General features: G+C 27.4%; 29 protein-coding genes. 6 read left to right on the forward strand and 23 right to left on the reverse strand.

The features are described from left to right. Positions 1-19: 19 nt before the first annotated feature. From BP769_RS08135 to BP769_RS08220, 18 genes are all read right to left on the reverse strand, one after another. Positions 20-301, reverse strand: a complete 282-nt coding sequence (locus BP769_RS08135; protein WP_413824775.1) for an energy-converting hydrogenase B subunit P — start codon at positions 299-301, stop codon at positions 20-22. A 29-nt stretch (positions 302-330) separates the two neighbouring features. Continuing rightward, positions 331-1,329, reverse strand: coding sequence for a respiratory chain complex I subunit 1 family protein (locus tag BP769_RS08140; RefSeq protein ID WP_413824772.1), 999 nt, complete (start codon positions 1,327-1,329; stop codon positions 331-333). 4 nt (positions 1,330-1,333) lie between these two features. Continuing rightward, the gene (locus tag BP769_RS08145; RefSeq protein ID WP_413824770.1) at positions 1,334-2,494 is read right to left on the reverse strand and encodes a nickel-dependent hydrogenase large subunit; all 1,161 of its coding nucleotides are present in this window, start codon (positions 2,492-2,494) and stop codon (positions 1,334-1,336) included. Positions 2,495-2,570: 76 nt separating this feature from the next. Then, a complete protein-coding gene (locus tag BP769_RS08150; protein WP_413824768.1) occupies positions 2,571-3,017 on the reverse strand; it encodes an NADH-quinone oxidoreductase subunit B family protein in 447 nt (148 codons plus the stop codon). Beyond that, on the reverse strand, positions 3,014-3,532 hold the full coding sequence (locus BP769_RS08155; protein ID WP_413824765.1) for a 4Fe-4S binding protein: 519 nt from the start codon (positions 3,530-3,532) through the stop codon (positions 3,014-3,016). Before BP769_RS08155 ends, BP769_RS08150 begins: the two co-directional genes overlap by 4 nt. Before the next feature lie 22 nt (positions 3,533-3,554). After that, complete coding sequence (locus BP769_RS08160) at positions 3,555-4,928, reverse strand: 4Fe-4S binding protein (RefSeq protein WP_413824763.1); 1,374 nt, start codon at positions 4,926-4,928, stop codon at positions 3,555-3,557. Between the two features lie 135 nt (positions 4,929-5,063). Next, a complete protein-coding gene (locus BP769_RS08165; protein ID WP_413824760.1) occupies positions 5,064-5,324 on the reverse strand; it encodes an energy-converting hydrogenase B subunit J in 261 nt (86 codons plus the stop codon). Continuing rightward, positions 5,321-5,803, reverse strand: coding sequence for an MnhB domain-containing protein (locus tag BP769_RS08170; protein WP_413824758.1), 483 nt, complete (start codon positions 5,801-5,803; stop codon positions 5,321-5,323). Before BP769_RS08170 ends, BP769_RS08165 begins: the two co-directional genes overlap by 4 nt. Continuing rightward, positions 5,800-6,078 carry an EhbH gene (locus BP769_RS08175; protein WP_409198398.1) on the reverse strand — a complete coding sequence of 93 codons (279 nt, stop codon included), beginning with the start codon at positions 6,076-6,078 and terminating at the stop codon, positions 5,800-5,802. Before BP769_RS08175 ends, BP769_RS08170 begins: the two co-directional genes overlap by 4 nt. Further along, the gene (locus tag BP769_RS08180) at positions 6,071-6,406 is read right to left on the reverse strand and encodes an energy-converting hydrogenase B subunit G EhbG (protein ID WP_413824756.1); all 336 of its coding nucleotides are present in this window, start codon (positions 6,404-6,406) and stop codon (positions 6,071-6,073) included. Before BP769_RS08180 ends, BP769_RS08175 begins: the two co-directional genes overlap by 8 nt. A 1-nt stretch (position 6,407) precedes the next feature. Beyond that, entirely contained in the window at positions 6,408-7,901 is a 1,494-nt protein-coding gene (ehbF, locus tag BP769_RS08185) for an energy conserving hydrogenase EhbF (RefSeq protein WP_413862387.1), read from the reverse strand. Then, positions 7,894-8,262 (reverse strand): cation:proton antiporter subunit C, encoded by a 369-nt coding sequence (locus tag BP769_RS08190; protein ID WP_409199056.1) that lies wholly within the window; start codon positions 8,260-8,262, stop codon positions 7,894-7,896. Before BP769_RS08190 ends, ehbF begins: the two co-directional genes overlap by 8 nt. Positions 8,263-8,264: 2 nt before the next feature. Next, positions 8,265-8,498: a DUF4040 domain-containing protein gene (locus tag BP769_RS08195; protein WP_409198395.1), complete on the reverse strand. Its 234-nt coding sequence runs from the start codon at positions 8,496-8,498 to the stop codon at positions 8,265-8,267. Between the two features lie 2 nt (positions 8,499-8,500). Beyond that, positions 8,501-8,944 (reverse strand): cation:proton antiporter, encoded by a 444-nt coding sequence (locus tag BP769_RS08200; RefSeq protein WP_413824750.1) that lies wholly within the window; start codon positions 8,942-8,944, stop codon positions 8,501-8,503. A 2-nt stretch (positions 8,945-8,946) separates the two neighbouring features. After that, entirely contained in the window at positions 8,947-9,207 is a 261-nt protein-coding gene (locus BP769_RS08205; protein WP_413824747.1) for a monovalent cation/H+ antiporter complex subunit F, read from the reverse strand. A 103-nt stretch (positions 9,208-9,310) separates the two neighbouring features. Further along, a complete protein-coding gene (locus BP769_RS08210; protein ID WP_409198392.1) occupies positions 9,311-9,625 on the reverse strand; it encodes a monovalent cation/H+ antiporter subunit E in 315 nt (104 codons plus the stop codon). A 313-nt stretch (positions 9,626-9,938) separates the two neighbouring features. Continuing rightward, on the reverse strand, positions 9,939-10,487 hold the full coding sequence (locus BP769_RS08215; RefSeq protein WP_413824744.1) for a metal-dependent hydrolase: 549 nt from the start codon (positions 10,485-10,487) through the stop codon (positions 9,939-9,941). A gap of 239 nt (positions 10,488-10,726) precedes the next feature. Further along, complete coding sequence (locus BP769_RS08220) at positions 10,727-11,518, reverse strand: succinylglutamate desuccinylase/aspartoacylase domain-containing protein (RefSeq protein WP_413824741.1); 792 nt, start codon at positions 11,516-11,518, stop codon at positions 10,727-10,729. Positions 11,519-11,717: 199 nt separating this feature from the next. Here BP769_RS08220 and BP769_RS08225 point away from each other — a divergent pair, with 199 nt between their 5' ends. Next, on the forward strand, positions 11,718-13,736 hold the full coding sequence (locus BP769_RS08225; protein ID WP_413824739.1) for an IGHMBP2 family helicase: 2,019 nt from the start codon (positions 11,718-11,720) through the stop codon (positions 13,734-13,736). A gap of 432 nt (positions 13,737-14,168) precedes the next feature. Further along, positions 14,169-15,344 (forward strand): argininosuccinate synthase, encoded by a 1,176-nt coding sequence (locus tag BP769_RS08230; protein WP_413824737.1) that lies wholly within the window; start codon positions 14,169-14,171, stop codon positions 15,342-15,344. A 132-nt stretch (positions 15,345-15,476) separates the two neighbouring features. Here the strand turns inward: BP769_RS08230 and sfsA are convergent, their stop codons facing one another. Next, positions 15,477-16,181 (reverse strand): DNA/RNA nuclease SfsA, encoded by a 705-nt coding sequence (sfsA, locus tag BP769_RS08235; RefSeq protein WP_413862389.1) that lies wholly within the window; start codon positions 16,179-16,181, stop codon positions 15,477-15,479. Then, on the reverse strand, positions 16,182-17,750 hold the full coding sequence (locus tag BP769_RS08240; RefSeq protein WP_413824731.1) for an NAD(P)H-hydrate dehydratase: 1,569 nt from the start codon (positions 17,748-17,750) through the stop codon (positions 16,182-16,184). Between the two features lie 124 nt (positions 17,751-17,874). On the opposite strand from BP769_RS08240, the gene BP769_RS08245 reads away from it, so the two are divergent. Then, the gene (locus BP769_RS08245; protein WP_413862391.1) at positions 17,875-19,056 is read left to right on the forward strand and encodes an NAD-binding protein; all 1,182 of its coding nucleotides are present in this window, start codon (positions 17,875-17,877) and stop codon (positions 19,054-19,056) included. A 42-nt stretch (positions 19,057-19,098) separates the two neighbouring features. Here the strand turns inward: BP769_RS08245 and fhcD are convergent, their stop codons facing one another. Together fhcD and BP769_RS08255 are read right to left on the reverse strand one after the other, a co-directional pair. After that, entirely contained in the window at positions 19,099-19,986 is an 888-nt protein-coding gene (gene fhcD, locus BP769_RS08250) for a formylmethanofuran--tetrahydromethanopterin N-formyltransferase (RefSeq protein WP_409198384.1), read from the reverse strand. 231 nt (positions 19,987-20,217) lie between these two features. After that, positions 20,218-21,372: a UPF0104 family protein gene (locus tag BP769_RS08255; RefSeq protein ID WP_413824726.1), complete on the reverse strand. Its 1,155-nt coding sequence runs from the start codon at positions 21,370-21,372 to the stop codon at positions 20,218-20,220. Positions 21,373-21,754: 382 nt separating this feature from the next. Between BP769_RS08255 and BP769_RS08260 the strand changes: the two genes are divergently transcribed. The 3 genes from BP769_RS08260 to BP769_RS08270 all read left to right on the forward strand — a co-directional run bounded on the left by BP769_RS08260 (position 21,755) and on the right by BP769_RS08270 (position 24,676). After that, positions 21,755-21,976 (forward strand): TRAM domain-containing protein, encoded by a 222-nt coding sequence (locus BP769_RS08260; protein ID WP_409198382.1) that lies wholly within the window; start codon positions 21,755-21,757, stop codon positions 21,974-21,976. Between the two features lie 278 nt (positions 21,977-22,254). Then, complete coding sequence (locus BP769_RS08265; protein ID WP_413828766.1) at positions 22,255-23,721, forward strand: TrkH family potassium uptake protein; 1,467 nt, start codon at positions 22,255-22,257, stop codon at positions 23,719-23,721. Positions 23,722-24,001: 280 nt separating this feature from the next. Continuing rightward, positions 24,002-24,676 carry a potassium channel family protein gene (locus tag BP769_RS08270; RefSeq protein ID WP_413824722.1) on the forward strand — a complete coding sequence of 225 codons (675 nt, stop codon included), beginning with the start codon at positions 24,002-24,004 and terminating at the stop codon, positions 24,674-24,676. Between the two features lie 29 nt (positions 24,677-24,705). Here BP769_RS08270 and BP769_RS08275 read toward each other — a convergent pair whose 3' ends face one another. Then, a complete protein-coding gene (locus BP769_RS08275; protein ID WP_413827091.1) occupies positions 24,706-25,317 on the reverse strand; it encodes an MBL fold metallo-hydrolase in 612 nt (203 codons plus the stop codon). Positions 25,318-25,394: the final 77 nt, after the last annotated feature.

Here is a 25,394-nt window from a genome sequence, read left to right on the forward strand (position 1 = left end):
AAGAAAGGAAAAAAATTATTTAAATTAACTCAACGTCAATATCCACTTTTTCCATAAACTTGTCTAAATCAGCATGTGCCTTTTTAAACATAGCCAAATAATTATCTTCATCCCTAACAGGAATAACTTCTAAACCTAAAGCCCTATGTTCATCAATCCAACTTTCCTCTAAAACAGGGACCTCAATTTTAATAGGTTCAGCAGTTTTATTAACAATTATAAGATTCCTATAAGGGAAATGTGTTTCAACAATATATCCCCCAAGACTTAACATATGATAAGGTCTCATAACAATTTTCATTCAAAGTCACCTAAATAAAATAATAAATATTAAAACATTCCTACAACAATAGCTAAAACTCCAAGTAAAGAGCTAGCAATAACAACTGGATAAAATTGTCTAAAAGTAAATACTGGAGAGAATGCACTTAAAATCCCAACAATAACAGGGAAAATAAAAGCAACCACAATATTAACAAGAATACCCCAAGATAAAATATTAGGTGTAATACCTAAAAATAATACACAAAAAATACTAGCTAGAGCAAACATTAAAAATCCTTTAGTTAAATAAATAAAAGCTCTTGAATCAGCAGCAAATTCCATATACGGTCCTTGAATAACATCAGCTTCAGCATGAACAATATTAAAAGGATACTCATTTAATAAGATAATATAACCAATCAAAAAGACTATAGCACCAATAAACCCTGGAACAGTAAATAAGAATGGGCCAGAAATTTGTTGCATAGTCACTATATCATTAAGATAAATACTACCAGATAAAACTACTGGAACAAATAAGGATAAATACAATGGAAAAGAACCAAAAGCAATCATTCTTAAAGATCTATTAGAACTTATATCTTCTAAAAAACTTACATTAGTATCAGTTCTAGCTCCACCTTTAGCATGATCTGGGAAAGGCATATTACCAGACATAACAGACTTAGACAAAGAACCCATTAAAACATAACAAATTTCATCAATCTTTAAAAATCCAACAATAGCAATCAAACTAGCAAAAGCTAAAAATTGATAATTTTGTGGAGTTAAAGTTAAAAACAATAAAAACACTGCAATGAAACAAACAATTGGTAAAGCCTTATATAAACTAGGAACAGGTGAATTAATTTTCAAATTTTTCTTAAAAAAGAATTTAATAGTTGAAAATAAACCTGGACTAGCAAAATTTGGCCCAATTCTTTGCTGAATTCTAGCTTGAACATACTTTCTTTCAAAACCAGGAAGAAGAGTCCCTACAAACACAGCAACAACCAAAGTACCTAACACTGCTAAAACTGAATATATAATTGGAATGAATGACATTTTCCTATTTCCTCATCATTTTTTTATCATTTTTATCAAGTTGAATAATTTCTACAGCACGATCAGTACAAGTGAAACATGGATCACATTGAACTATACATAATTGACCATCAGTAATAGAATCACCAATACATGCATATTGCATAGCACCAATATTAGCTAAACTAGGAGTTCTAATTAAACAACTTCTAATTCTCCCATCTTCAATTGCAAAAGAATCATATAAATCTCCACGTGGAACTTCAATATGAGATTCAATAATATCACAATCAAACATTTCCCAAGACCTATTAGAAATAGGACCAGAAGGAAGATTTTTAACAGCTTGACGAATAATTTTAATAGATTCAAAAGACTCTAAAACTCTCATTAAAAGATTAGATTTAACATCACCATCAGGTTGAGTTATAAGATCATAATCAAAATTCTCATACTCATACATACCAGTTCTTAAATCAGATTTAACACCAGTAGCCCTAAGAGTTGGTCCAGAAACTGCAAGTTTAATAGCTTGCTCTTGAGGAAGAACACCAACACCAGTGATTCTTGACATAACCATAGTATCATGAAGGAATCTATCAGCAAAATTTGTGAGAGCTTCTTCTGTTTTATTCATCCCATCAATCAATCTTTGTATACGATTATCATCAAGTTCACATCTAGGTCTCACACCACCTATAATAGCACAACCATACTGAACACGATTTCCACCAATCATGCTTAAAAGTTCCATAATAGTTTCTCTCATATAGAAAACTCTCATAGAAAAGGTTTCATGACCTAAAACTTCACAACCATGAGCAAGATAAAGGAAGTGACTATGTAATCTTTCTAATTCCCCCATAATAACTCTAATATAAACTGCCCTATCTGGAACATCAACTTCTAATCCCTTCTCAGCAGTTCTAACAGAATTCCAGACATGTGAATTAGAACAAATTCCACAAATTTTTTCAGTAAGAGCATTAGCTTTTTCTACAGGAAGACCTTCCATAATACGTTCAACACCACGATGATTAACACCAACAGTTATTTCAGCATCTTTAATAATTTCATCTTCCACAAAAAATCTAACTCTATAAGGTTCTAAAGCAGCAGGATGAACTGTACCCATTTGGATTTCAGTTTCTATTACTTCCTCCTTTTTAGCTCTTTTCTCTTCCATTATCTCACACCTTATTTTTAAATCATCTTAAATTTTTGAATTATTAAAATTTTTATAAACATTAATCTTATTTTTTTTAATCAGCATCTAACAATTGAGGTAGAACTGACACCACTCCTGCAATAACATCTTGAGGTCTGCAGGCACAACCTGGAACTTTAGCATCTACAGGAATTATATTTTCAACTGGACCATCAATTTCTTCAGAAGGAATATCACCATGAATATTTTTATAAACTCCACCCATCAATGCACAACTACCTGCAGCTACAACAAGTTTAGGTTCAGGAACTGCAGCATAAATTTCTTCTAAAGGTTTCCTATTATGATGTGTAACAGGACCTGTAACTACTAATATATCAGCTTCACGAGGATTCCAAGTTAAAAATACATTATACTGTTCTAAATCAAATCTTGGTGATAAAACACAATTCACAATTTCAATATCACAACCATTACATCCACCAGTATAACATAACATCAAATGAATAGATTTTGATCGTGAAAAAGATTTAAGACTCATTCTATCTCCTCTTTATCCTCTTTTTTAGAATTATTATTTTTAAGATTGTCTAATACAGACTTATCAGACATGTATTGTGCTATAAATGCAAGTTTATCTGCTGGAATTTTAAAAGGTTCTTTAATAAGATTTTCAACATCAATAACATTTTCACCAACATTATTAGGATGTATAGCACCAGCTTCCCCATATAAGGCATATACTGGACAAAAATCATGACACCAATAACAAACAACACATTTTTCTTGATTTAATTCTGGAACTTCAGTAACAATCCATCCTTCAGCTAACTTAACAGGTTCTTTTAATGGTTTCATAGTTATAGCATCAGTTGGACAAACATTTGCACAACCACCACATCCAATACAAGCTTTAGATACTTTTTCTGTAGGTTTTACTTCACCATTTAGGATAGCATTTCTCATATCCATATCAGTTACTCTATCTGAAGCAAAAAGTATTTTCTTTATATTTCCGTAAGCTCCTTCTAAGAATACTTTAAGTAAATCTTTCATTTAAACTCCACCTAGTACTGGACTATTTAGCATCCTTGAATTTTCTTTCAAAGAGGAAAGCATTTGATGGGCAAACATGCATACATGCCCCACAATAAATACAATCATCATCTTTAACAACTAAATGACCATCTTTTTCTATAATAGCATCTTCAGGACAAATATCTTGACACAAACCACAATTAATACATAATTGTTGATCAATCATATTAAATCCATCAGCTATTTCTTTTTTAACTGTTGTTCGCTTAGGAATAGCATCTTTTGGACAATGAATTCCACAAGTTTCACACATTATACATTTATCTAAATCAACTTCAATAGTTCCTCTTTTTAAGGTAATCGCATCTTTTGGACATACTTCAACACATATTCCACAAGAAATACAATCTTCTGAAACCTTACCATCCCATTCTATAACTGAAGCTTTACGTGCATCATTTTGACAAACTTCAACACACTTTCCACAAGACACACAATATCCTTCTAGTTTATAATCACTTGTCTCATGTAAAGATGAAACTGGACAATCAGCTATCATTAACTGATGATTTTCAACTGATGAATCAGATAAAACATCTAATGATGGATCATATCTTAAATTTCCATCAACCTTTTTCAAGGAACCATTTTCATTATTATCAGCACATAAACCACAATTTAAACATGAAATAATAGAACCATTAATTTTTTGATTCAATTTAATAATATTAACTTTAAAATCATCTATACTAATTGAATTACTTGGACAATTATTTAAACAATTTAAACACAAAGTACAGATAGATGGATCAACAATACCATTTTTAATAGCCCCTGTAGGACAAACATCTTCACAAACCTTACATTCTGTACATATACCTTGTTGTTGTACTGTAACATTTATAGCATTTGTTGGACAGTAATATTCACATCTACCACATAAAGTACATTTATCATAATCAGTATCCATACAAATTCTAGAAGCAAATTCTTTATCACTTTTATTAGATTGAATAGGTACATTAACATCAGAAACATTAGGCATTGCTAATTTTAAAGAATTTAAAAAACTTAAACGGTTTTCATCAATTAAATTAGATGCATCAATTCTTGATTCACAAACATCCCCACATAAACCGCACATTGAACAAATACCTTTAACAACACCATCTTCAATATGTATACTTTCAACAGGACAAGAATATTCACATATTCCGCAACCATTACATTTAGCCCTATCTACAACATAACCCCCATAACTATTTTTGAAAATAGCATTATTAGGGCAGACATCATGACATGTCCCACATGTAATACAGCTAAAAGCATTTCCTTTAATTAACCTAATAGCTTCTGTCGGGCACTTTTTAATACACTCTGCTCGACTTTCACATTTATTAGTTGTTACATACATGATTTTTACTTCCAATCTAATTTTATTTTTTTTAAAACTTTTCTTTTTATAAATTTTATTATTATAATATTTGAAATTATTTTTTTATAAAATCAAAAATCCTTTTCTTGATAATATAAAAATAATCAACTTTTTTTAACTATTTTCTTTAGATCTCCCAAATAGGAATTTACCTAATATAAGACCTATAAATGCTGATACGAATCCAGTTGCAACAGGAAAATCAGAATAATATGGGAAATTTCCTAATTGCCATGCCATTAATATAGCAACAATGAATAATAAGAGAATAGATCCTCCAGTTAATCCAATATTAACTTTAGCATCAGTTCTAATTCTAGAACCTATTACTAAACCGATTATTAATCCAAATAAAATTGGTCCTATAACTATCATTCTTCATCCCCTTCTTCTTCAAAACTTTTAAATTGATAAAATGCAATTGCAATAGCAGATAAACCAACCATAACTTTTAAACCAACAACAATATTTAAGTATGGGATTATTCCAGCATTAGTCACATCAGGATAATGGAAAATAGTTTGTACGAGATTTGGAACAAGATTATAAGCATCAAAACCAATATTATACAAGAATGAACCTGCAAATATTAAACCTACTAATCCTAAACCAATATATGCTAAAGCTCCAAAACTTTCAACTGCTGAAACGAAATCATGAGAGAAATCTACAGGGATTCTATCATAACCATAAACAAAGAGACTTAAAATAACTCCCCCAGCAATCATAGCTCCACCTTGGAAACCACCACCCGGTGTAATATGTCCACCTAAAATAGTGTTTACTCCTAAACATATTGTGAAGATTGAAATTGGAAAAGCTAGTAATTTTAATACTGTACTTCCTTCACTCATTGTTCATCACCTTTTAATTTTCCTCTTCCAAATATTAATAAGACAATTAAAACAGCTGAAACAAGAATTAATGCTTCACCTAAAGTATCATAACCTCTCCAATCAAATACTATATTAGTAACCATGTTTGGAGCGATATTAGGACCTAAAGCATTGTAAATTAAACTGATTCCTGGAGCAATGATACTTTTTAAATTAAATAAAGCATCGAATAAAGTTACACCAAATAAAGCAGTAACAATTGCTAATATTAATTCTTTAATATTATCATACATAGCCTACACCCCAATAAATAAGACAAACCACAATTCCTAATGTTAAAATAACATAAAACAGCATTGTATCCAATGAATTATTTTCTTCCTTAATAACTTTAGGGATTAAAGGTAAATTAGTAACTAATGCAACAGCTAAAATTAAAACAATAACCATTGAAATAAGTAAATTTACACGAGTAAGTAATAATGCTGCAAGTAAAGTTACTGATATAACAGTTAATTCTCCTGCAGTAGCTCCTGAAACATTATCACTAGTTAAAGGATCTTTCTTAATTTTTCCTTTAACTTCCTTAAGAGAATCTAATAATAAATCATAAAATGCCATCTTATATCAAGCCCCCTAAATATTGTCCAAAGCTATATGTTATTAAATTAGGATCAAGACCTATTACAAGACATATTATTAATAATATAGCTATAGACACTATTGCTAAACTTGGAACTTCTTTATGAACAAAACCTAAATCTTTAGGTTTAGGTTTTAAATAAATTGAATGGAATGCTTTAACAAATGTCATAAAGACCACTATACTAACTAAAACAATTATAATAGCTATTTCTGGGAATCCTGCATTTAATGCAGATTGAACTAACATTAATTTAGATTGGAATCCGTTAAATGGAGGAACACCAGCTAATGCTAAACCTCCAAGTAATATCATTATACTAACTTTAGGGTTTAATGAAATTAATCCTCCTAATTTACGAGTATCAGATGTACCAGTTAAGTAATAAACTATACCAAATCCAATAAATAATAAGGAAGTAATCACTATATCATTAAAAGCTTGGAAAAGCCCTGCAGTCATAGATAATTTAGTTCCTATACCAAATCCAATAGCAATAAAACCTAATTCACCTACTGCTAAAAACCCTAACATTTTTCTATAATCTGTTTGAACAACTGCCATAGATACACCTAGCACCATAGCAAGTAGGGCGAATAACATTATAGTTATTTTATATACAGATAAATATCCAAATATTCTAAACATTACTAATCCGAATGCAATCATTGTTAATACTGAAAAAGTTGTAAGTATTGCTGATGATTCTGGAGTACCTTTACTGTATATTAATGATTTTATTGTGTTGAATGGAGGTAATCCGGATGCATATAACCAACCGAAAAAGATCATAGCAAAACCAATTATTAATGCTGGAGAGTAAGGATTTACATAACCAGTGTGAATTGCATAAACAATATCTGTTATGTTTACACTACCAATTACACCTAAAACAAATCCTATACCTAAAAGTAGTATAGGTCCTCCAATTGATCCTAAAATCATATATTTTAATGCAGTTTCCGTACTGCCTTCAGTGTTTGAGGCTAGTATAATACCTGTTTGTGTTAATGCTGCTATTTCAAAAAATATGTACATGTTAAAAATATCATCACTTAATAACATTGCACTTACTGCAGCTGTTCCCATAAATATTAGGAATAAGTAAGGTCCAGATACTTTTTTATATTTATTGAAATATGTGAATAAAGCTAAGAAGATTACAATTCCAAGAATGAAAATGAATATTTTTTCTAAACCTGCTAAACTATATGTAATAGCTGGATGGAAAAGAATGACCCGTGAACTAAGTAAACTTGCAGGTAAAGATTCTAACAATGAAGGATTAAATGTTAATGGTGCATGACCTCCAAAGAAATGTAAACCATTTGAAGCAACTAAAGCTATTATTGGAATTATAATTGCAACAATTAAAGCCATTATTCGGGATATTCTATTTTTTCCATGAAGTAAATTTAATAATAAAGCACAAATTAATGGTATTATTACTATTAAAGGAATTAATTCATTCATGATCTTCACCTAACATAGCTTTTGTACTTAAAGTGTGATGCTTTTTATATAATACCATAACTAATGCAAGCATTACAGCTAATGTACTTGCCCCAATAACAATACTTGTTAAAACTAAAGCTTGAGGTAAAGGATAAGCAGAATTTGCATAGAATGAACTTTTAGTCATTCCAGGTAAGAAAATTGGAACTATTCCACCTAATTTATAACCTAAAGCAACAAGGAATAGGTTGACTCCCTCTTCTATAAAACTTAAACCTATAATCTTTTTAATTATATTATCTAAAAATATTGCTGCATAAAGACCTATAACGATTAAAGCACCTGAAGTAAATAATGATGCTAATTGAACATCCATAATCATTAGTCATCAGTCCTTTTAGTTTTTTTCACTGCTAATGCTATAAATGCAGGTACAATAGCTGCTCCTACAATAGCTTGGGTTAAAGCAACATCTGGAGCTAATAAAATTTCATATAAGAAAGCTACACATAATCCAGTTATTCCACTAACAACAGCTGCTTTGAGTAAATCTTTTTGCATTAAGGTAATTATAGCACCTAATACTATGATAACCATTATTACGTACTCAATCATAATTATTCATCCTCAGTAATCTTTAGAGTAGAAATTGAAATTTTATCTTCAGAATCATCAAATTCTTTGAATTCATTCGCATTTTTATAGAAACCTGTTGATTCTATCTCTTCAGTAAAATCTTTTTTATCATCTTTCTTTTCATTACCTTCAACTAAGTTTTTATTATTTTTTTCATCTTCACCATGGAAATATCCATTAGCCATAGCATGTGCTGCAAATGGAGCTAAAATGAAATATAATACTCCTAATAAAGGATCTCCTAAACATATAAAAGCAATTACTGCTGCAATATCAATTACACCCAATATATGGATTCTTGCATAAACTACATTATCCATGTCTTTATCCAATCTTAAAATACCAATACTAACAATAATAGTAATGATAGCTACAATAATGAGCAATATAGATTGTATCAAGTTTAGAATAGATGGTGTAATCATTTTTAATCCCCTCTATTGACAGTTGCAAAAGCTATAGTACCAACTATTCCTAAAAGAACTAAAGCTAAAGCTATATCTCTAAAAAATCCAATCCCATAAATTCCACCTAAACCTACAAGAATAACTGAAACAGAAACTGTTATAGCATCCACTCCAACTATACCCATAGTTGTTGATTTATGAGTAGCCAATCTTAAAGCTGCCAATGTGAAAATACAAAAGGCAATTAATAAGAAAATCTTTGAAATTAGTAATATATCCATCACTATCACATTTTTTTTTACTTAGTTTTAATAATGATTTAAATAAAAATTTTTATTTTATATAAATTTGAAAAAAGAGGATTTTTCCATATAAAATTCTTCTTTATTCTAACATTCCTTTAATATATGGTTCAAATGGAATAATATCCTCTTTTTCTCTTGGACTAATAATAGCTACTTTTAAAACTTGTGCTTCTGAATCTAAATCTACAGTTAAAGTTCCAGGAGTTAAAGTTATACTATTAGCTAATATTGTTTGAGCTACAGGTCTTTTAAGTACTGTTTCAATATTAACTATTATTGGATCATATTCTCCATCTTTTAATGTACGAAGAGTTACATCAAAAACCGCTTTTATTATTTCCCATATTAAAACAAAAAAGTAAGCTATTGCATAATAAATTCTAGTTAAAAACATTGAATTAAAGCTCCATTATCCTCTATTTTTTTTAAACATTTTTATTAAATAATAATATTTTTTTAGAAAAATTAGTATTATAAAAATTTTCCTAATATATTAATACTATTTATCATGATTATTTATTATAAATGTTTCGATAATAAGCTCCAAAAAAAAAGAATTAAAACACTTAAAATCATTAAAATACTAATAAAAAAAGTTTAAAAACATTAATAATAAAAACTTATAAATCAAAAAACTTAAAAAATGATAAAAAATAAGTTAAAACAAGAAAAAAGATTATATAAACGAATTATATTAAACAGTTTTTTTAGAATAATAAATGGCTTAAATTAATCAAATGAGGAATAGATAAAATAATTAACAGAATACTTAAAGTAATACCAAATTTTTTATAAACTTTACGATTACTAAAAGGCCTAAATAATCTTATTCCAGAAGCAGAAAAGGAATCTAATATTAAATGACTTAAAAATCCTAAAATTAAAGAAATAAAAATCAAAACATTACTAATCTTAGTACATGGAATAAATAATAAACCTAAAATCAATAAAGCTAAAAAAAATGGTAAAACCCTTTTATTTAAAACAAAAACACTTAATAAAATAATCATTAAAACTAAAGCTAATTTAAAAGTAATATAATTTGAAAACATACTGAAATAAATAATAAAATTCATCCCACAAATAACAATAGAAGATATAAGTATAGATAAAACTAATATTCCAAAAATAGAATGTGTAAATCCTCTATGACTTGATAAAAGAAATATTAAACTTAATAAAATTAAAATTAACCCAATATAATAAGGAAAATCAAAAGCATACATTACAATAGTTAATATTAAACCAATTAACATTAAATAAAAGACATTTTTTCTTTTAAAATCATGATCAAAATCTGAAAAGTTAGCACCTAAAATTACTAAAGCTATAGCTAATGGGTTTTGAAAATATAATAAAGAAAGTACTAATCCAAATAATGTATGAGCTTTATATGAAGAAATAATTTATCACCTTTTTATAAGTGAATTTTACTATTATTATATAAATAACAATTATGTAAGCATTTGAAAAATAATTAAAAATAGAATTACTTTTAAAGAATATTACAATATTTTAAAAAACTAATCATCTGATTTAAAGATCTCTTTGTAGAACCTAAACTAAGATAACCTATAGTAGATATTACTTCACAAGTAACAGCCGGAATACCTATTAAATTACATTCATCTTCAATAGCACCTTTAAACATAGCCCCTGCATTATTATAATTAATTATAGAAGAATTAGTATCTTCACTAATAAATGAAGCTATATCAAAACTTTTAGGAGAAGGTTTAATTGTGCAAAAAACACCCTCTTTACCAGGATTAGCATTAGGAGCAGTAGAATGGAAATCTGCAACATAACTAATTCCTAAATCTTTAATCTTATCAATTATTAAATTACCTAAAGATCCTTTAATCATACTAGTCCGGTTAATATCTTGACCATTATAATTTCTAATATTATACATTGTTGCTTCAGGTGCTGCGAATGGAATAATATAAACTGTTCCATTTAAATTAAGATTCCGCAATTTATTAACCAACATTAAAGCAGCATTTTGAGGAGGCAATTCATTACCATGAACTCCTGCAAGAATCATTACTTTTAAATCTCCATGACCTAATTTAATTAAAGGAGTACCTTTAAGACTTTCATTAAGAATAAATTTAGTTAAGGGAGTATAATCCATGTTTGCAAAAAGATTTTTATTACCTGAAACATAACCTTGAGATTTAGAATATAATGTAGTGATGGAAAAATAATCATTATTAGTAAATAATGATTTTTTAATAGAATCTGAATCATTCCCTAAATTATGTGAAGCTAATGTTTGTTCCATTTTCTTTAAAACCTTCTTTTTAGAATTATTATATAAAATTTAAATTCTTTCATTTACTAAGATAATAAATATAAGTAAAATTATTAAATGAAAATTTATTAAAAATAGTATATAAGATAATCTAAAATAATAATTTTAATAAGAAAAATAATATAGAATAATAGATATAATGAATAAAATTTATAGAAGGTAGAATCTGTTGAAAAAATATATTTCAAATCTCATAGAACTTATAAATAATGAAAGAAAAGCCGAAATAAGTGCAATGAGAAATATGATCAAAAGATTAAAACCTCATCAAAGAGAAAAAAAAGGAATAGCCATAAATCATTTAAAAGGAAAAAATCTAGGAAAAGAACTAGGATATAATATAATTCAATATGGTAGAAAAGAACTTATAGATACTGAAATCAATGTAGGGGACTTAGTATTAATAAGTAAAGGAAACCCCTTAAAAAGTGACTTAACTGGTACAGTAACTGAAAAAGGTGGAAGATTCATTAAAGTAGCATTAAACAATCTCCCACAATGGGCTATAAAAAAACATGTGGATATAAATTTATATGCTAGTGATGTGAATTTTAGAAGAATGGAAGAAAATTTAAAAAATTTAAGTCCATATGGAAAAAAAGCATTAAATTTTTTATTAAAAAAACAAAGCCCTAGTAAAAAGAGTAAAAAAATTAAAATAGAAAATTTTAAAGATAAAAAATTGAATTCTTCACAAAAAGAAGCAATAACTAATGCAATCAATTCAGCAGATTTCTTTTTAATACATGGTCCTTTCGGAACTGGGAAAACAAGAACCTTAAATGAATTAATTTACCAAGAATGGAAAGAAGACCATAAAATATTAGCTACCGGAGAAAGTAATACAAGTGTTGATAATTTACTTGAAGGTTTAACAGAAAAATTAGGTAAAGAAAATCAAGATACTCTAAATTTAACAAGATTAGGCCACCCACAAAGAATTTCAAAAGAGAATATTAAATATTCCTTAGCTTATAAGGTCGAGACCCACCCATTAAATAGTGAAAAAGATAAAATTGAAAAAATTATTAATGAAAAATCTAAGATACGGGACACTTTCACTAAACCAAGCCCACGTTATAGAAGAGGTTTTAGTGATGAAGAGATTATTAAAAATGCTGAAAATAATAAATCTTCAAGAGGTATTAATGCTAAAACCATGAAATCTTTAGCTAATTGGATTTTAATTAACCAAGAAGTTGAAGAATATTATAAGAAGAGTGAATGTTTAGAAGATGAAATTATTAAAGATATTATTAAAAATAGTGATGTGATTTTATCTACTAATTCTAGTGCAGCTTTAGAATATATTGAGGATATTATTTTTGATGTAGCTATTATTGATGAAGCTTCACAAGCTAGCACTCCTAGTGTTTTAATCCCTATAAATAAAGCAAAACGTTTTGTGTTAGCAGGAGATCATAAACAATTACCTCCTACTATTATTAGTAATAAATCTAGAAAGCTTCAAGAAACTTTGTTTGAAAAATTAATTATTTCTTATGATTATAAGTCTTCTCTTCTTAATTGTCAATACCGTATGAATGAAAAATTGATGAGTTTTCCAAATAGTGAATTTTATGATAATAAATTGTTTAGTGATGATTCTGTTAAATCAATTTCTTTAAATGATTTAGATAAGAAGACTTTAGGTTCTAATAATATTTCTAAAAATTTTAATAAGAAATTAAGTGTTAGACTTAATAATATTAATAAGTTTTTTGAAGATGAGAATTATCCATTTTTATTTTTAGATACTTCTTTAATTGAAAGAAATATGGAGATACATTTGAATGATTCTAAATCTGTTCTTAATAAGGTTGAAGCAAATATTATTAATATTATTGTTAGTAATTATTTGGATTTAGGTTATTGTTCTGATGATATTGGTGTTATTAGTCCATATATGGATCAGGTTGAATTTTTAAGGAATATGATTCCTGTTGAAGTTAAAACTGTTGATGGTTTTCAGGGTCGTGAAAAAGAAATTGTTTTAATTTCTACAGTGCGAAGTAATAAGAATAATAATATTGGTTTTTTAGATGATATTAGACGTTTGAATGTTTCTATTACTCGTGCTAAACGTAAATTAATTATTATTGGAGATAGTAGTACTTTGAAGTTTGATAATGTTTATAAAGATTTAATTGATTATTGTAAAGGTAATGATTCTTTTAAAGTTCTTTAATTTTATTATTTTTTTAATTAATAATTTAGGTATACCTAAACTTTATATAGTAAGAAATACAATTTAATAAATATGAGAATAAAAATTTTCACGTTTTTATATCTCACGAAAAAATTCTCTTAATTGATAAAAAAAATATCTTCGCTCAAATAAAAACTAAAAAATTAAAAGGACCCATATAAACATACCATTCTTTTAAATAAAAAAAATAAAATAAATTACCTCCAAAATAAAAGGTATCAATTAAGAGAATCTTTTTCTTCTGCAAAAAAAATGCACACAAAACTTACTAATTTTAAAAATTTTTCAAAAATCAATAACTTTAATAAATCCAATATAAACCTTATAAATAATATAAATTACAAAATAAAAACCATAATAATATAATTGTTACAAAAATTTATAAAAAATTAATTAAGAAGTGATTATAAAATGGATAAAGTAGTATTAGCATTCAGTGGTGGATTAGACACAACTGTATGTGTAAAATTATTAGAAGAAAAATACAATTACGAAGTAATAACCGTATGTGTAGATGTAGGACAACCTGAAGACGAATTAGAAAAATCTCAAAACTCCGCAGACAACATAAACACAGGTAAACATTACATAATCGATGCAAAAGAAGAATTTGCAAACGATTACATCTCTAAAGGAATAAAAGCAAATGCAGAATACGAAGGATACCCATTAAGTACAGCATTAGCAAGACCCCTCATAGCATTAAAAATAATCGAAGTAGCAGATAAAGAAGGTGCAGTAGCAATAGCTCACGGATGCACTGGAAAAGGAAATGATCAATTCAGATTCGAATCAATCATAAATGCAATGTCAGATTATAAAATAATCGCACCAATAAGAGAATTAAACTTAACCAGAACTGAAGAAGTAAAATATGCAAAAGAACACAACCTCCCATTATCCTCAGATAAAAGATATAGTGTAGATGAAAACATTTGGGGAAGATCAATAGAAGGAGACATTCTTGAAGACCCTAAAAACGAAGCACCTGAAAACATTTATGCATGGACAGCTTCATCTGAAGATGCAAAAGACACTCCAGAAAAGATTTCAATAGAATTCGAAGAAGGAGTACCTATAGCTATAAATGGAAAAATGATGCCACTAATCGACATTATAAGAGAAGCTAACAAAATAGCTGGAGAAAATGGTGTTGGAAGAGTTGACACCATAGAAAACAGAATGATTGGATTAAAAAGCAGAGAAATATACGAAGTTCCTGGAGCAAAATTATTAATCAATGCACACAAAGCATTAGAAGAATTAGTTTTAACTACAAGCGAATTAAGATTTGCAGAATATATGAGCACATTATATGCAGATTTAGTATACGGAGCTCTCTGGCAAGAACCTTTAAAAGAAGATTTAGATCAAGCATTTGACAACATGCAAAGAAGAGTATGTGGAAAAGTAGTAATGAAATTATTCAAAGGATCCATACACCCATTAACAAGAGAATCTGACTTCAGTTTACACAGTGTAGAACAAATCACATTTGAAGATAAAGAAACAGACCAAAGAGAAGTTGAAGGTATGATTAAATACCACGGAATTCAAGCTGCAAACTTCCAAAAATTAAACCAATAAAAATTTAAAAAAATTTTTTTAGAATATAATACTAATAATTTATTATACTCTAAAAAAAACATTCCTACTTTTTTTTAGCTAAATCAATAGAATAAAAATCCTAATTTTAAAAAATAGAAAATAAAAATAATATTAAAGACTTAAATCAAAATCTAAAGACTTTTTAACCATAGTTATACCATCTAAACTATTTTTACACTTATAAACTAAAATTTCAACTCCAGAAGAATAAGCCTCATTTAAAATTTTAGCAAAATCAGGATCATTTTCCCAATTAGGTCTGAATTTATCCCCTTTAGGATGTTGAATTAAAAAGAAAACAACAGCACGATGCCCTCTTTTTTTAAGTTCAATCAACTCATTCAAATGCTTCCTACCTCTTTCAGTTGGAGCATCAGGAAATTGAGCCAAACCATCCTTAATTAAAGTAACACCTTTAACTTCAACATAACAATCCTCTAAAATATTCCCATCCTTAGATTTACCTAAATAAATATCAATTCGAGAATTATCAATAGTTTTTTCTCTTTCCAATACATTATAACCTTGAAGTTCCCTAACAATACCCTGTTTTATTGAATTAAAAACAATTTCATTAGCTTGCTGAGAAAATAAACTAACAAGCACACCTTTATTTAAAACAAAATGAAGAGAAAATTTAGTTTTCCTTTTAGGATTATTACTAGGTAAAAGAAAAACTTTAGCATCAGGCACTAAAAGCTCTTTACATCTACCAGTATTAGGAACATGAGCTTTAACTAATTCATTATTAATTTCAACTTCAGCAATAAAACGATTAGGTCTATTTTTAAATACACCTTCAACATAATTATTCAATTAAATTCCATCCATTAACTTACCAATAAATTCAGATAAATCAGAAGCAGCAAAACCATAACCATATTTATCCATTGCTAAATCCCCTGCTTTACCATTTAAAAATGTTGCAAGAGATGCTGAATCAAAAACATTTAAACCTTGAGCTAATAAACCACTAGTTAAACCAGCTAAACAGTCACCAGTACCCCCAACAGTCATTCCAGGATTACCTGAAGTGTTAATTTTAATTTTAGATCCTTGGAAAATAAAATCAGATTCACCTTTAACTACAGTAACTCCCTCAATTGAATTTGTAACAGATTGGAAAAAAGTTAATTTATCATTAACAATTTTATAATTTAAATTATCAAATTTCATACTAACATCATCAAAAGTTAATCCTTCCTCATAAATAATATCTTGATAAAATTGTTTAAACTCATTATTATGAGGTGTTAATATAATATCCTTTCTTTTTGAGATTAGTTTCCTATTAACTAATTTTAATGCATCTGCATCTAAAACTATTGGTTTTTTAATTTTATGAACTAAAATATTAAATAATTTTTTAGTTTCATCATTTTGACTAGCCCCAGGTCCAATTAAAACTGCATCAACATCTTCAACTAAATTTAAAATTTCCTCTTGATTATTTAAATTTAAATAATCCCCTTTTAAACTATGAACAATTAAATCAGGAGAATAAGATTTAATAGGAATAGCAGCAGATTCAGGAGTTGCAACATGAACTAAATCAACACCACTACTTATAGCACTAATTCCAGCTAATCCAGGAGCGCCAGAATATTCTTTACTCCCCCCAATAATAAGTAAACTACCATTATTTCCTTTATGAGAATTATTAGACCTATTTTTAAGTTTTAATAAATCCCCATCACCAACAAATAGTTCTGCTTCAAGAGGTATTCCAATATCACAAGTGATTAATCCACCTACAATATCTTCAGAAGCAATCCTTAGACCAGTTTTAACTTTATGAAAACCTACAGTATAATCTGCTTTAACACAAATATCCAAAACTTCCCCAGTTAATGGATTCATTCCAGAAGGAACATCAATTGCAACTTTTAAAGCATTAGATTTATTAATAACTTCAATAGCTCGTCTTTCTTTAGGACGTATCTTACCTTTTATTCCAGTGCCTAAAATTCCATCTATAATAATAGATTCAGAAAAATTATTATTAAAAGCAATATCTAATTTATCTATTTCACTAGAATCTTTCAAATAATTAATATTCAAACGAGAAACCCTAGGATTCAAATTACGTAATACTTTCAAATTAGTAAGAGCATCCTGAGATTTAATTTCATCATCATTTTTTAAAAGACATAAATCAACACTAAAACCACGATTTAGTAAATGACGAGCCGCAACAAAACCATCACCACCATTTCCCCCTGAACCAGTAAAAATAACTATTTTAACTGGTTTGGAAAATGTGAAAGTAGATAAAGTTGCAACCTCATCAGATAAAGATTTACCTGCATTCTCCATTAAACAAAGTCTAGAAAGACCTAAATATTCACAGTTATGATCAGTTACCTGCATATCTATTGGATCCATAAATTTTATTCCACCTGAAATTATTTTCTTATAAATTAATTATAATATTTATTAAGAAAAGTATTTAATTTAATCTTTTATATAATAATAATTAAAGTTATAAAAAAGTTAATGGGAAAATTTTATGGAAAAGTATGGTTTAATAAAAACTCTATTAAAATTTATAGACACCAATAAAATTAAGTACGGTATAGGTATATTCATTGCAATTTTAGTATATGGAGAAATTGGTTCAATATACATAATGAAATTAAATCCATTTGAAGCACTTTACTTCACAGGTATAACCTTAACAACCGTAGGTTATGGAGATATTATTCCTACTACAATTTTACAAAGAATATTTGCAATAACCTTAGCTTTTGCAGGAATTGTAATTATTGCTTATATATTTGGTGTAATATTCTCTGTCATTACTGAGGGTATGGAAAAAGCTAGAAGCGGTGTGAAAATGAAAAAAATGATAAGTCATCTTAAAGATCATTATATTTTATGTGGATACGGAAGAGTAGGTAAAGTAGTATTAGATGAGCTTAAAAAAAGAAATCAACAAGTATTAATTATTGAAAAAAATAAGGAAATAATTGATAGATTAAACGAAGAAAATGAAGATGATAACATAATCACCATGTGTGATGATGCAACTGACACAAATTTATTGAAAAGAATTGGTTTAAATAAATCAAATGGAATGTTAGTATGTACTGGAAGTGATGTGAATAATTTATTCATAGTTTTAACTACCCGAGAAATAGCCCCAGAATTATGGATAGTTTCTAGAGCAAGTTACTCTGAAAATATTAAAAGACTAAAAAATGCAGGATCAAACAAAGTAGTATCCCCTGAATCTAGTGGAGGAAGCGATATTTACTATGCAGCTATGTCTCCAAAATCAATTAAAATCACATGTAAACATTCAGTAGAAACAATTTCAAAAGAAATGAAAATAGTTATGAGCAATAATTGTAATCTTGAAGATATCGAATATCATTTTCCAGGAATAAAAGAACCTTTAATCCGGAAAATTGGTTCAATTAAAAATGGAGAGTATGATAGATTCAACAATATATTAGAAAAGAATGAAATTGCTAAAAAATCTATTAAAAATCTTTACAAATCTGTAGGTGGAATTCACTCTCACCATATGACTGGGAAAACATTTAAAGATATAGATAATGCAATGAAAAAATTATCTGATGAGAATATTATTATAGGAATTGATTTAAGTGATGAAGAAATCCTTAAATTAACTAAAAATCAAGCTCAAGGAATATTCAAAGAACAAGAAGAAAATTGTAAATTATAATTATATAAAAAAAATTTAAAAAAGAGAATTTATAAGATTTATTTAGAATAAATCTTGTAAATTTATTTTATAAGCACCTAAATTTCCACCAAAGTTACCTGCACTGATTTGAAGAACTCCATCAACATTACAAGCAGCTTTAATACCTTGTTTCATTGCTTCTCTAACAGAATCTTCATCAACACCATCAATAACGACTTCCATTACACCATAAACATCATCAGGAATATCACTATCAACTTTATCTTTTAAGGTAACACACATTTTTTCATTGGTAGATGCATTTAAAAATTCATAATTATTACATCCAACTTTAGAACCAGATGCAACCATACCACCAGGGAATGGAGTTATTACTCCTTCAACATTATGGATAGCATCAATAGCAGCTTCAGTTGCTACAAGTGCACTCATTTTACTATTTGCTAAAACGAAAAAGTTTCCTCCAGCAACACCTTCTTTATATCCAAAAGCAGATTCAACTAAGAAATCTCCAGACATGATAGGAATAGAGTGGATTTTTCTTCCATCAATATCTATTACTTCTTCAAATCCATCACCGAAGAATTTTAATTTATTACCAGTTTTTAAAACATCTTCAGATTCAAGACAATTAAATACTGCAGTAGTAGGTGCTGTTAAAATTCCCATACCGATTCTTTCCATTAATTCATGATCTAAAGCTTTCTTTCCACCTTGACAAATCATTATTGTGTAACCAGGTCTTCCATCAGGAGTTTCTTCAGGAGGTACATAACCATCAATTCCTGCTTCTGCAGGACATCCAATAACAGAAGTTCCATATCCAGTTGCTTCAGTTACAGCAATTTTAGCTAATTTTTTAGTAGCTGCAGTTACTAACATTCTTGTAACTTTAATTCCGAAACCTTCTGCATAAGTATCTTTAATATCTACACCATTTATTTCCATTTTTTCACCATTGATTTTTTAAAATTGATAGATTTTAAATTATAATTTACTAAAAAAAAATAATGTAATTAAAGTTTAAAAATTTAAACTTCTTTAATGAATTTTAGTAAAGATATAATTCAATCATTAAAGTTTATAATTTATAAATAAAATAAAGCTTTCTATTTAATTTTAATAGAAAAAATAAAAATATGAAAAAAGTGTTAAAAAAAAGTTGGAATATATGATGAATTAATTTTCATCCTTCAAATTAGGACTAGATGATTCAGTATTATCGGAATTTTTAGAATTATTAGAATTAGATTCATATTTTTCATCTAAACTATTTTCTTCATCAAATTCTTCAGTTATTTCTTCCTCATCACTTGACATTACCGAAGAAATTTTATCTAAAGCTTCCTCACCATAAAATGGTAAAACTAAAAATCCAATAATTGTTGTCATCCAAAATGAAATTAATCTTTCAACAACAGTAGCTGCCGCACTAATAGATGGAGAAATACCTGAACTAGAATATAATAAAATCATAACCCCATCAACTGCACCTAAACCTCCAGGTAATGCAGGAATCATTCCAATTAAAGAAGCAACAATGAAGACTTCACCTATAAGAACTGGTGTTACTGTACAACCAAATGCTAAAAATACAATATACACTCTTAAAATTTCTACACACCATATGAAAAATGAAAGAGGAAGAGCATAATATAAAATGTTTTTATTCTTAACCATGCCACGCATTGTATCCTGAAAACCATTTATAGCAACAGAAACTTGTTTTTTAATATGATCTGGATCTTTTTTCTTAAAAATTTTAATTGCTAATTTAGAAATCCATTTAATAACTTTATTTCCAAAATTTTCATTAATAGACATATAAACTATTAAAAAAACAACGATAATAATCGCAATAACAGCTGCTATCATAACTACAACAATTATAGGATTTAAAGTAAGATGAGTAATTAAAGCAATAATTGTAATAATAGCTAGTATAATAAAAGGAAAAGTATCTAAAGCCCTATCTGCAATAACTGTAGCGAAAGTTTCAGAAAATGGTCCTCCACCTTCTTTAGTAAGAAGATAAGCTCTTACAGGTTCTCCTCCACCTCTACCACTAGGAGTAATATTATTAACAGATAAACTAACTAAAACCATAGGAAGTAATTTTTTAAAACCTAAATCCTTATCAGCTACTTTATTAATTATTTCCCATCTAAAAGTATAAAGGAAGTAAGTGAAAAACTGTATAAGAATTGCAAGTATAACATAATATATATTAGCAATTTTTAAAGCATTTAAAACTTGATCAATACCTATAAACCACAACATCACAACCATGATTAATAAGCCAATACCTAAGAATATATAAGATTTATACTTCATTGTCTAACCTAAAATTTATTAAATAAATATTAAATAAAAAAATTATTAATAAATTATTAACTTTTAATATATTTAATATTTTATAAAAATTAAGTTCATGACCCTGAAAAAACAAATGTTTATATACTTTAAAAAATACAATATAACTAATGCATAAGTAGAGGATATATCATAAGCTTTTTCTAAATTAATTAATTTTAATTATTAATGAATTATATTTTAATTTTTGAAGGAATTATTTTTTTAAGATTATTTTATATTAGTGAATAAATTTTGATTGGTTGCAAATTAGATTAATTTTTATGTTATTTTACTCATTATTGCATTATATATGTTAAAAAGCAACATTTTAATGTTGACTTATTAACGGATGTGAATATAAATGTTTGAAGATAGTTACAATAAACAAGAAGAATACTCCTGTCCTGTTGAAGTAGGAACAGAGTACGATGTTAAAATAGAAGACCAAGGTAAAAGTGGAGACGGAATTGCTAGAGTTGACGGATTTGTCATATTTGTTCCTGAAACCGAAGTTGGTCAAGAAGTAAAAATAAAAGTTAATGCAACCCGCCGAAAATTCGCTTTCGGAGAAGTAGTTGAATAAATTTTTAACTACCTCCTTTTTTCATAAAACATGAACTATTTATGATTTTAACTTTTTTTAAAGTTTTAATTATGAAAAAGTTTTTTTATGAAAAAACACTTTTTTTATTTTTTTTTACAAATTTTTTTAAATACAAAACTGAATCAAATTAAATACTTATTTTTTAAACAAAACAATATTATAAACATATAAAAAATTCGACTTTTTTTTACAAATATTTCAATAAAAATACATTATTCAATAAAAATTTAAATAATTGAAGAAATAAAAAAGTATTAATGAAATATATAAATAAAACTGATATTTTAATAAGTGCACATTATCTTGGAATAATAATGCAAGGATTAGGTCTTGTTTTATTAGCACCAGTCATAATAGCTCTTATTTATCATGAAAATATTTATATAAATTTAATTATACCTCCATTAATCTCTATTTTAATAGGTAGTATTTTACATAGAAAGTTTACCTGTTATGATAAAATTAGATTACGACAAGGAATGATAATATCTTCCTTAGCTTGGATATGGGCCGGAATTATCGGTGCCTTGATAATGATGATGTGTTTAGACATTTCATTTACAAATGCTTTTTTTGAGAATATGTCTGCTTGGACAGGTAGTGGATTAACTATTTTTCCTGATGTAGAAATTTTACCTAAATCAATCCTTTTTTTAAGAAGTTATGAACAATGGTTAGGTGGATTAGGAGTAGTAATCATATTTATTGGAATTTTAATACGAAATGGTACTGCTGCATCTAGACTTTATGAATCCGAAGCAAGAGACGATCGAATCAAACCAAGTGTAGTGAACACCTTATATAAAACATTAGAAATGTATTCTATTTACACAATTGCTGGAATAATAATGTATGTATTAGTAGGTATGCCCCTTTTTGATTCAATAAATGCAACATTCACAACAATCTCTACTGGAGGAATGTCTATTAAAAATGCAAATATTGGAGCATATAATAGCAATGCCATATATTTAGTAACAATAATTATAATGATAATAGGATCAATTAACTTCTCAGTCCATTATAAAGCAATAAAAAGTAAAGGAAAATCAATAATTCAAGATGTGCAATTCCAAGCAATAATGGTATTAATAATAATTTCTTCAATAGGAATTTATTTAACAAGCCATATGGATCCAATGATTATTGTATTCCAGGTAGTATCCGCAATAAGTACAACAGGTGCAAATGTACCTAGTTCATCTGTAATGACTTTATGGCCAGGATTCACATTATTAGTAATTATAATATTAATGCTTGTAGGGGGATCATCTGGATCAACTGTTGGTTCAATTAAGGTAATACGTGTTATAACTTTTTTAAAAGGAATAAATTTAACAACATTGAATTTATTATCCCCAAAAGGTAGAGTTATTAATGCTAAAATTGGTGGGAAAACAATTGGAGATAAAGAAATTAAAGAATCCAGTTCATATATCACATTGTTCATGTTATTTGTTGCAATTAGTTGGTTAATCTTATTAGCTTATGGATATCCACCATTACAATCATTGTTTAATGTTGTATCTGCACAAGGTAACAATGGAGTATGGTTAGGATCCCCATGTTACTTAATACCAAGCGAATTAAAATATTTACTAGTTGGAAATATGTGGATTGGTAGATTAGAAATAATACCTGTATTAGTTCTTCTAAAAGCTATTTATGAATCTTTTAAAAGAGCAAATAAACAAATACACAAAGGGTTAAAACAGAAAATTTAAACACCCCCATAAAATCTATTTTTAAAAAAAGGATAATAAAAACACGTCCTTATCTAAAAAAAGCTCAAATAAATAAATTAAATATAACTTTAAATAAGTTTATATAATAGGAAGTAAGATTAATAAATTATAATAAACTATAAGTTATATTTTAATAAAAAAAATTAAAATTGAGACATTAATTAAATTAAAGTATGAATCTAAAAAAATAAAATGGATGATAAAAATTTAATAAATTAATTAAACTTATTCTAAAAAAAAATTAATGGGATGACAAAATATGTATGTGATAATTTTAGGTGGAGGACGTGTAGGACTTTCACTTGCAAATCTTTTAATCAATGATGGTTATGATATAACAATTATTGAAAACAATGAAAAATTATGTAACAATGCTGCAATGGAACTAGATGCTATGATAATTTGTGGAAGCGGTACTGATACAAAAACATTAGAAGAAGCAAACATAGATGAAGCAGATATATTTGTTGCAACCACAGGAAACGATGAAGCTAACTTATTATCCTGTATATTAGCAAAAGAATATGATGAAAAGAAAATCATAGCACGTGTAAGTAACCCTGACCACGAAGAAGCATTTAAAAAAGTAGGAATAGATGAAGTAATAAGTCCAGAAAGAACAGCAGCAGGATTTGTAGAAAAACTAATCACTAGACCTAATGTAGCAGATTTAGTATCATTTGGAGAAGGTAGTGCAGAAATCTTAGACATGAACATTTTAAATGATAAAGTAGTTGGTAAAAAAGTAGAAGAAGTCTCCCCAACTAAAGATTGTATAATAATTGCTATTTATACTAAAGATGGATTAGAAATACCTCAACCTGAAAGAGTATTAGCTAGAGGAGAAAAAATTTCCATATTAGTTAAAAGAGGTTGCTTCAAAAAAGCTGAAAAAAAATTCATGGATAATAAAAAGAGTGCTTTAAGTTTATAAAAAAATAATAAATAATATATAAAATCTAATCAAATTCCTTGATTAGATAATTCTATATGTTTTTTACCATTATTAACCCATGGACCATGACCAGGGAATAAATATTTAACATTTAATTTATTTAATTTTCGTAATGAGTCTCTTAATTCATCAATATTTCCACCAATATCCGGTCTTCCATAACCACCATTTGCAAAGACTGTATCTCCACAAATAAGATTTTCACCATCCCATAAACAAATTCCACCATGACTATGACCAGGTGTATGAATTACCTCAAAATCTCCAACATGATCTCCTTGTTTTAATCTTATATCTACATCATGTCTAGTTATAGTTCTACCAAAAAGATTACAAACTGTTAATTCTTTATTATAATTTTCAAGTGAATCTGCATCATCTTCATGTATTGCGACTTTAGCATTAGGGAAAAAATTATTTCCACCAACATGATCAAAATGACAATGAGTATTAACTATTAATTTAATATCATCAGGATTAACACCTGCTTCTTTTAATTGGGAAAATAAATAATCTTTATGTTCTCCAGTACCAGTATCAAATATAATATCATCTACAATATAAATATTAGAATCTAAATCCTTTCCAGGAATACAAATAATGTTTCCAATTTTTTCCATAAAAAATAGTCTCCTAAAAGTAGTGTTTATAAATTTAATTAATTAAAAATTTTAAAAAAAGCATTAATATATTATAT

The sequence above is a fragment of the Methanobrevibacter sp. UBA417 genome (assembly GCF_002508845.1).
GTDB classification, from domain to species: domain Archaea; phylum Methanobacteriota; class Methanobacteria; order Methanobacteriales; family Methanobacteriaceae; genus Methanobrevibacter_A; species Methanobrevibacter_A acididurans.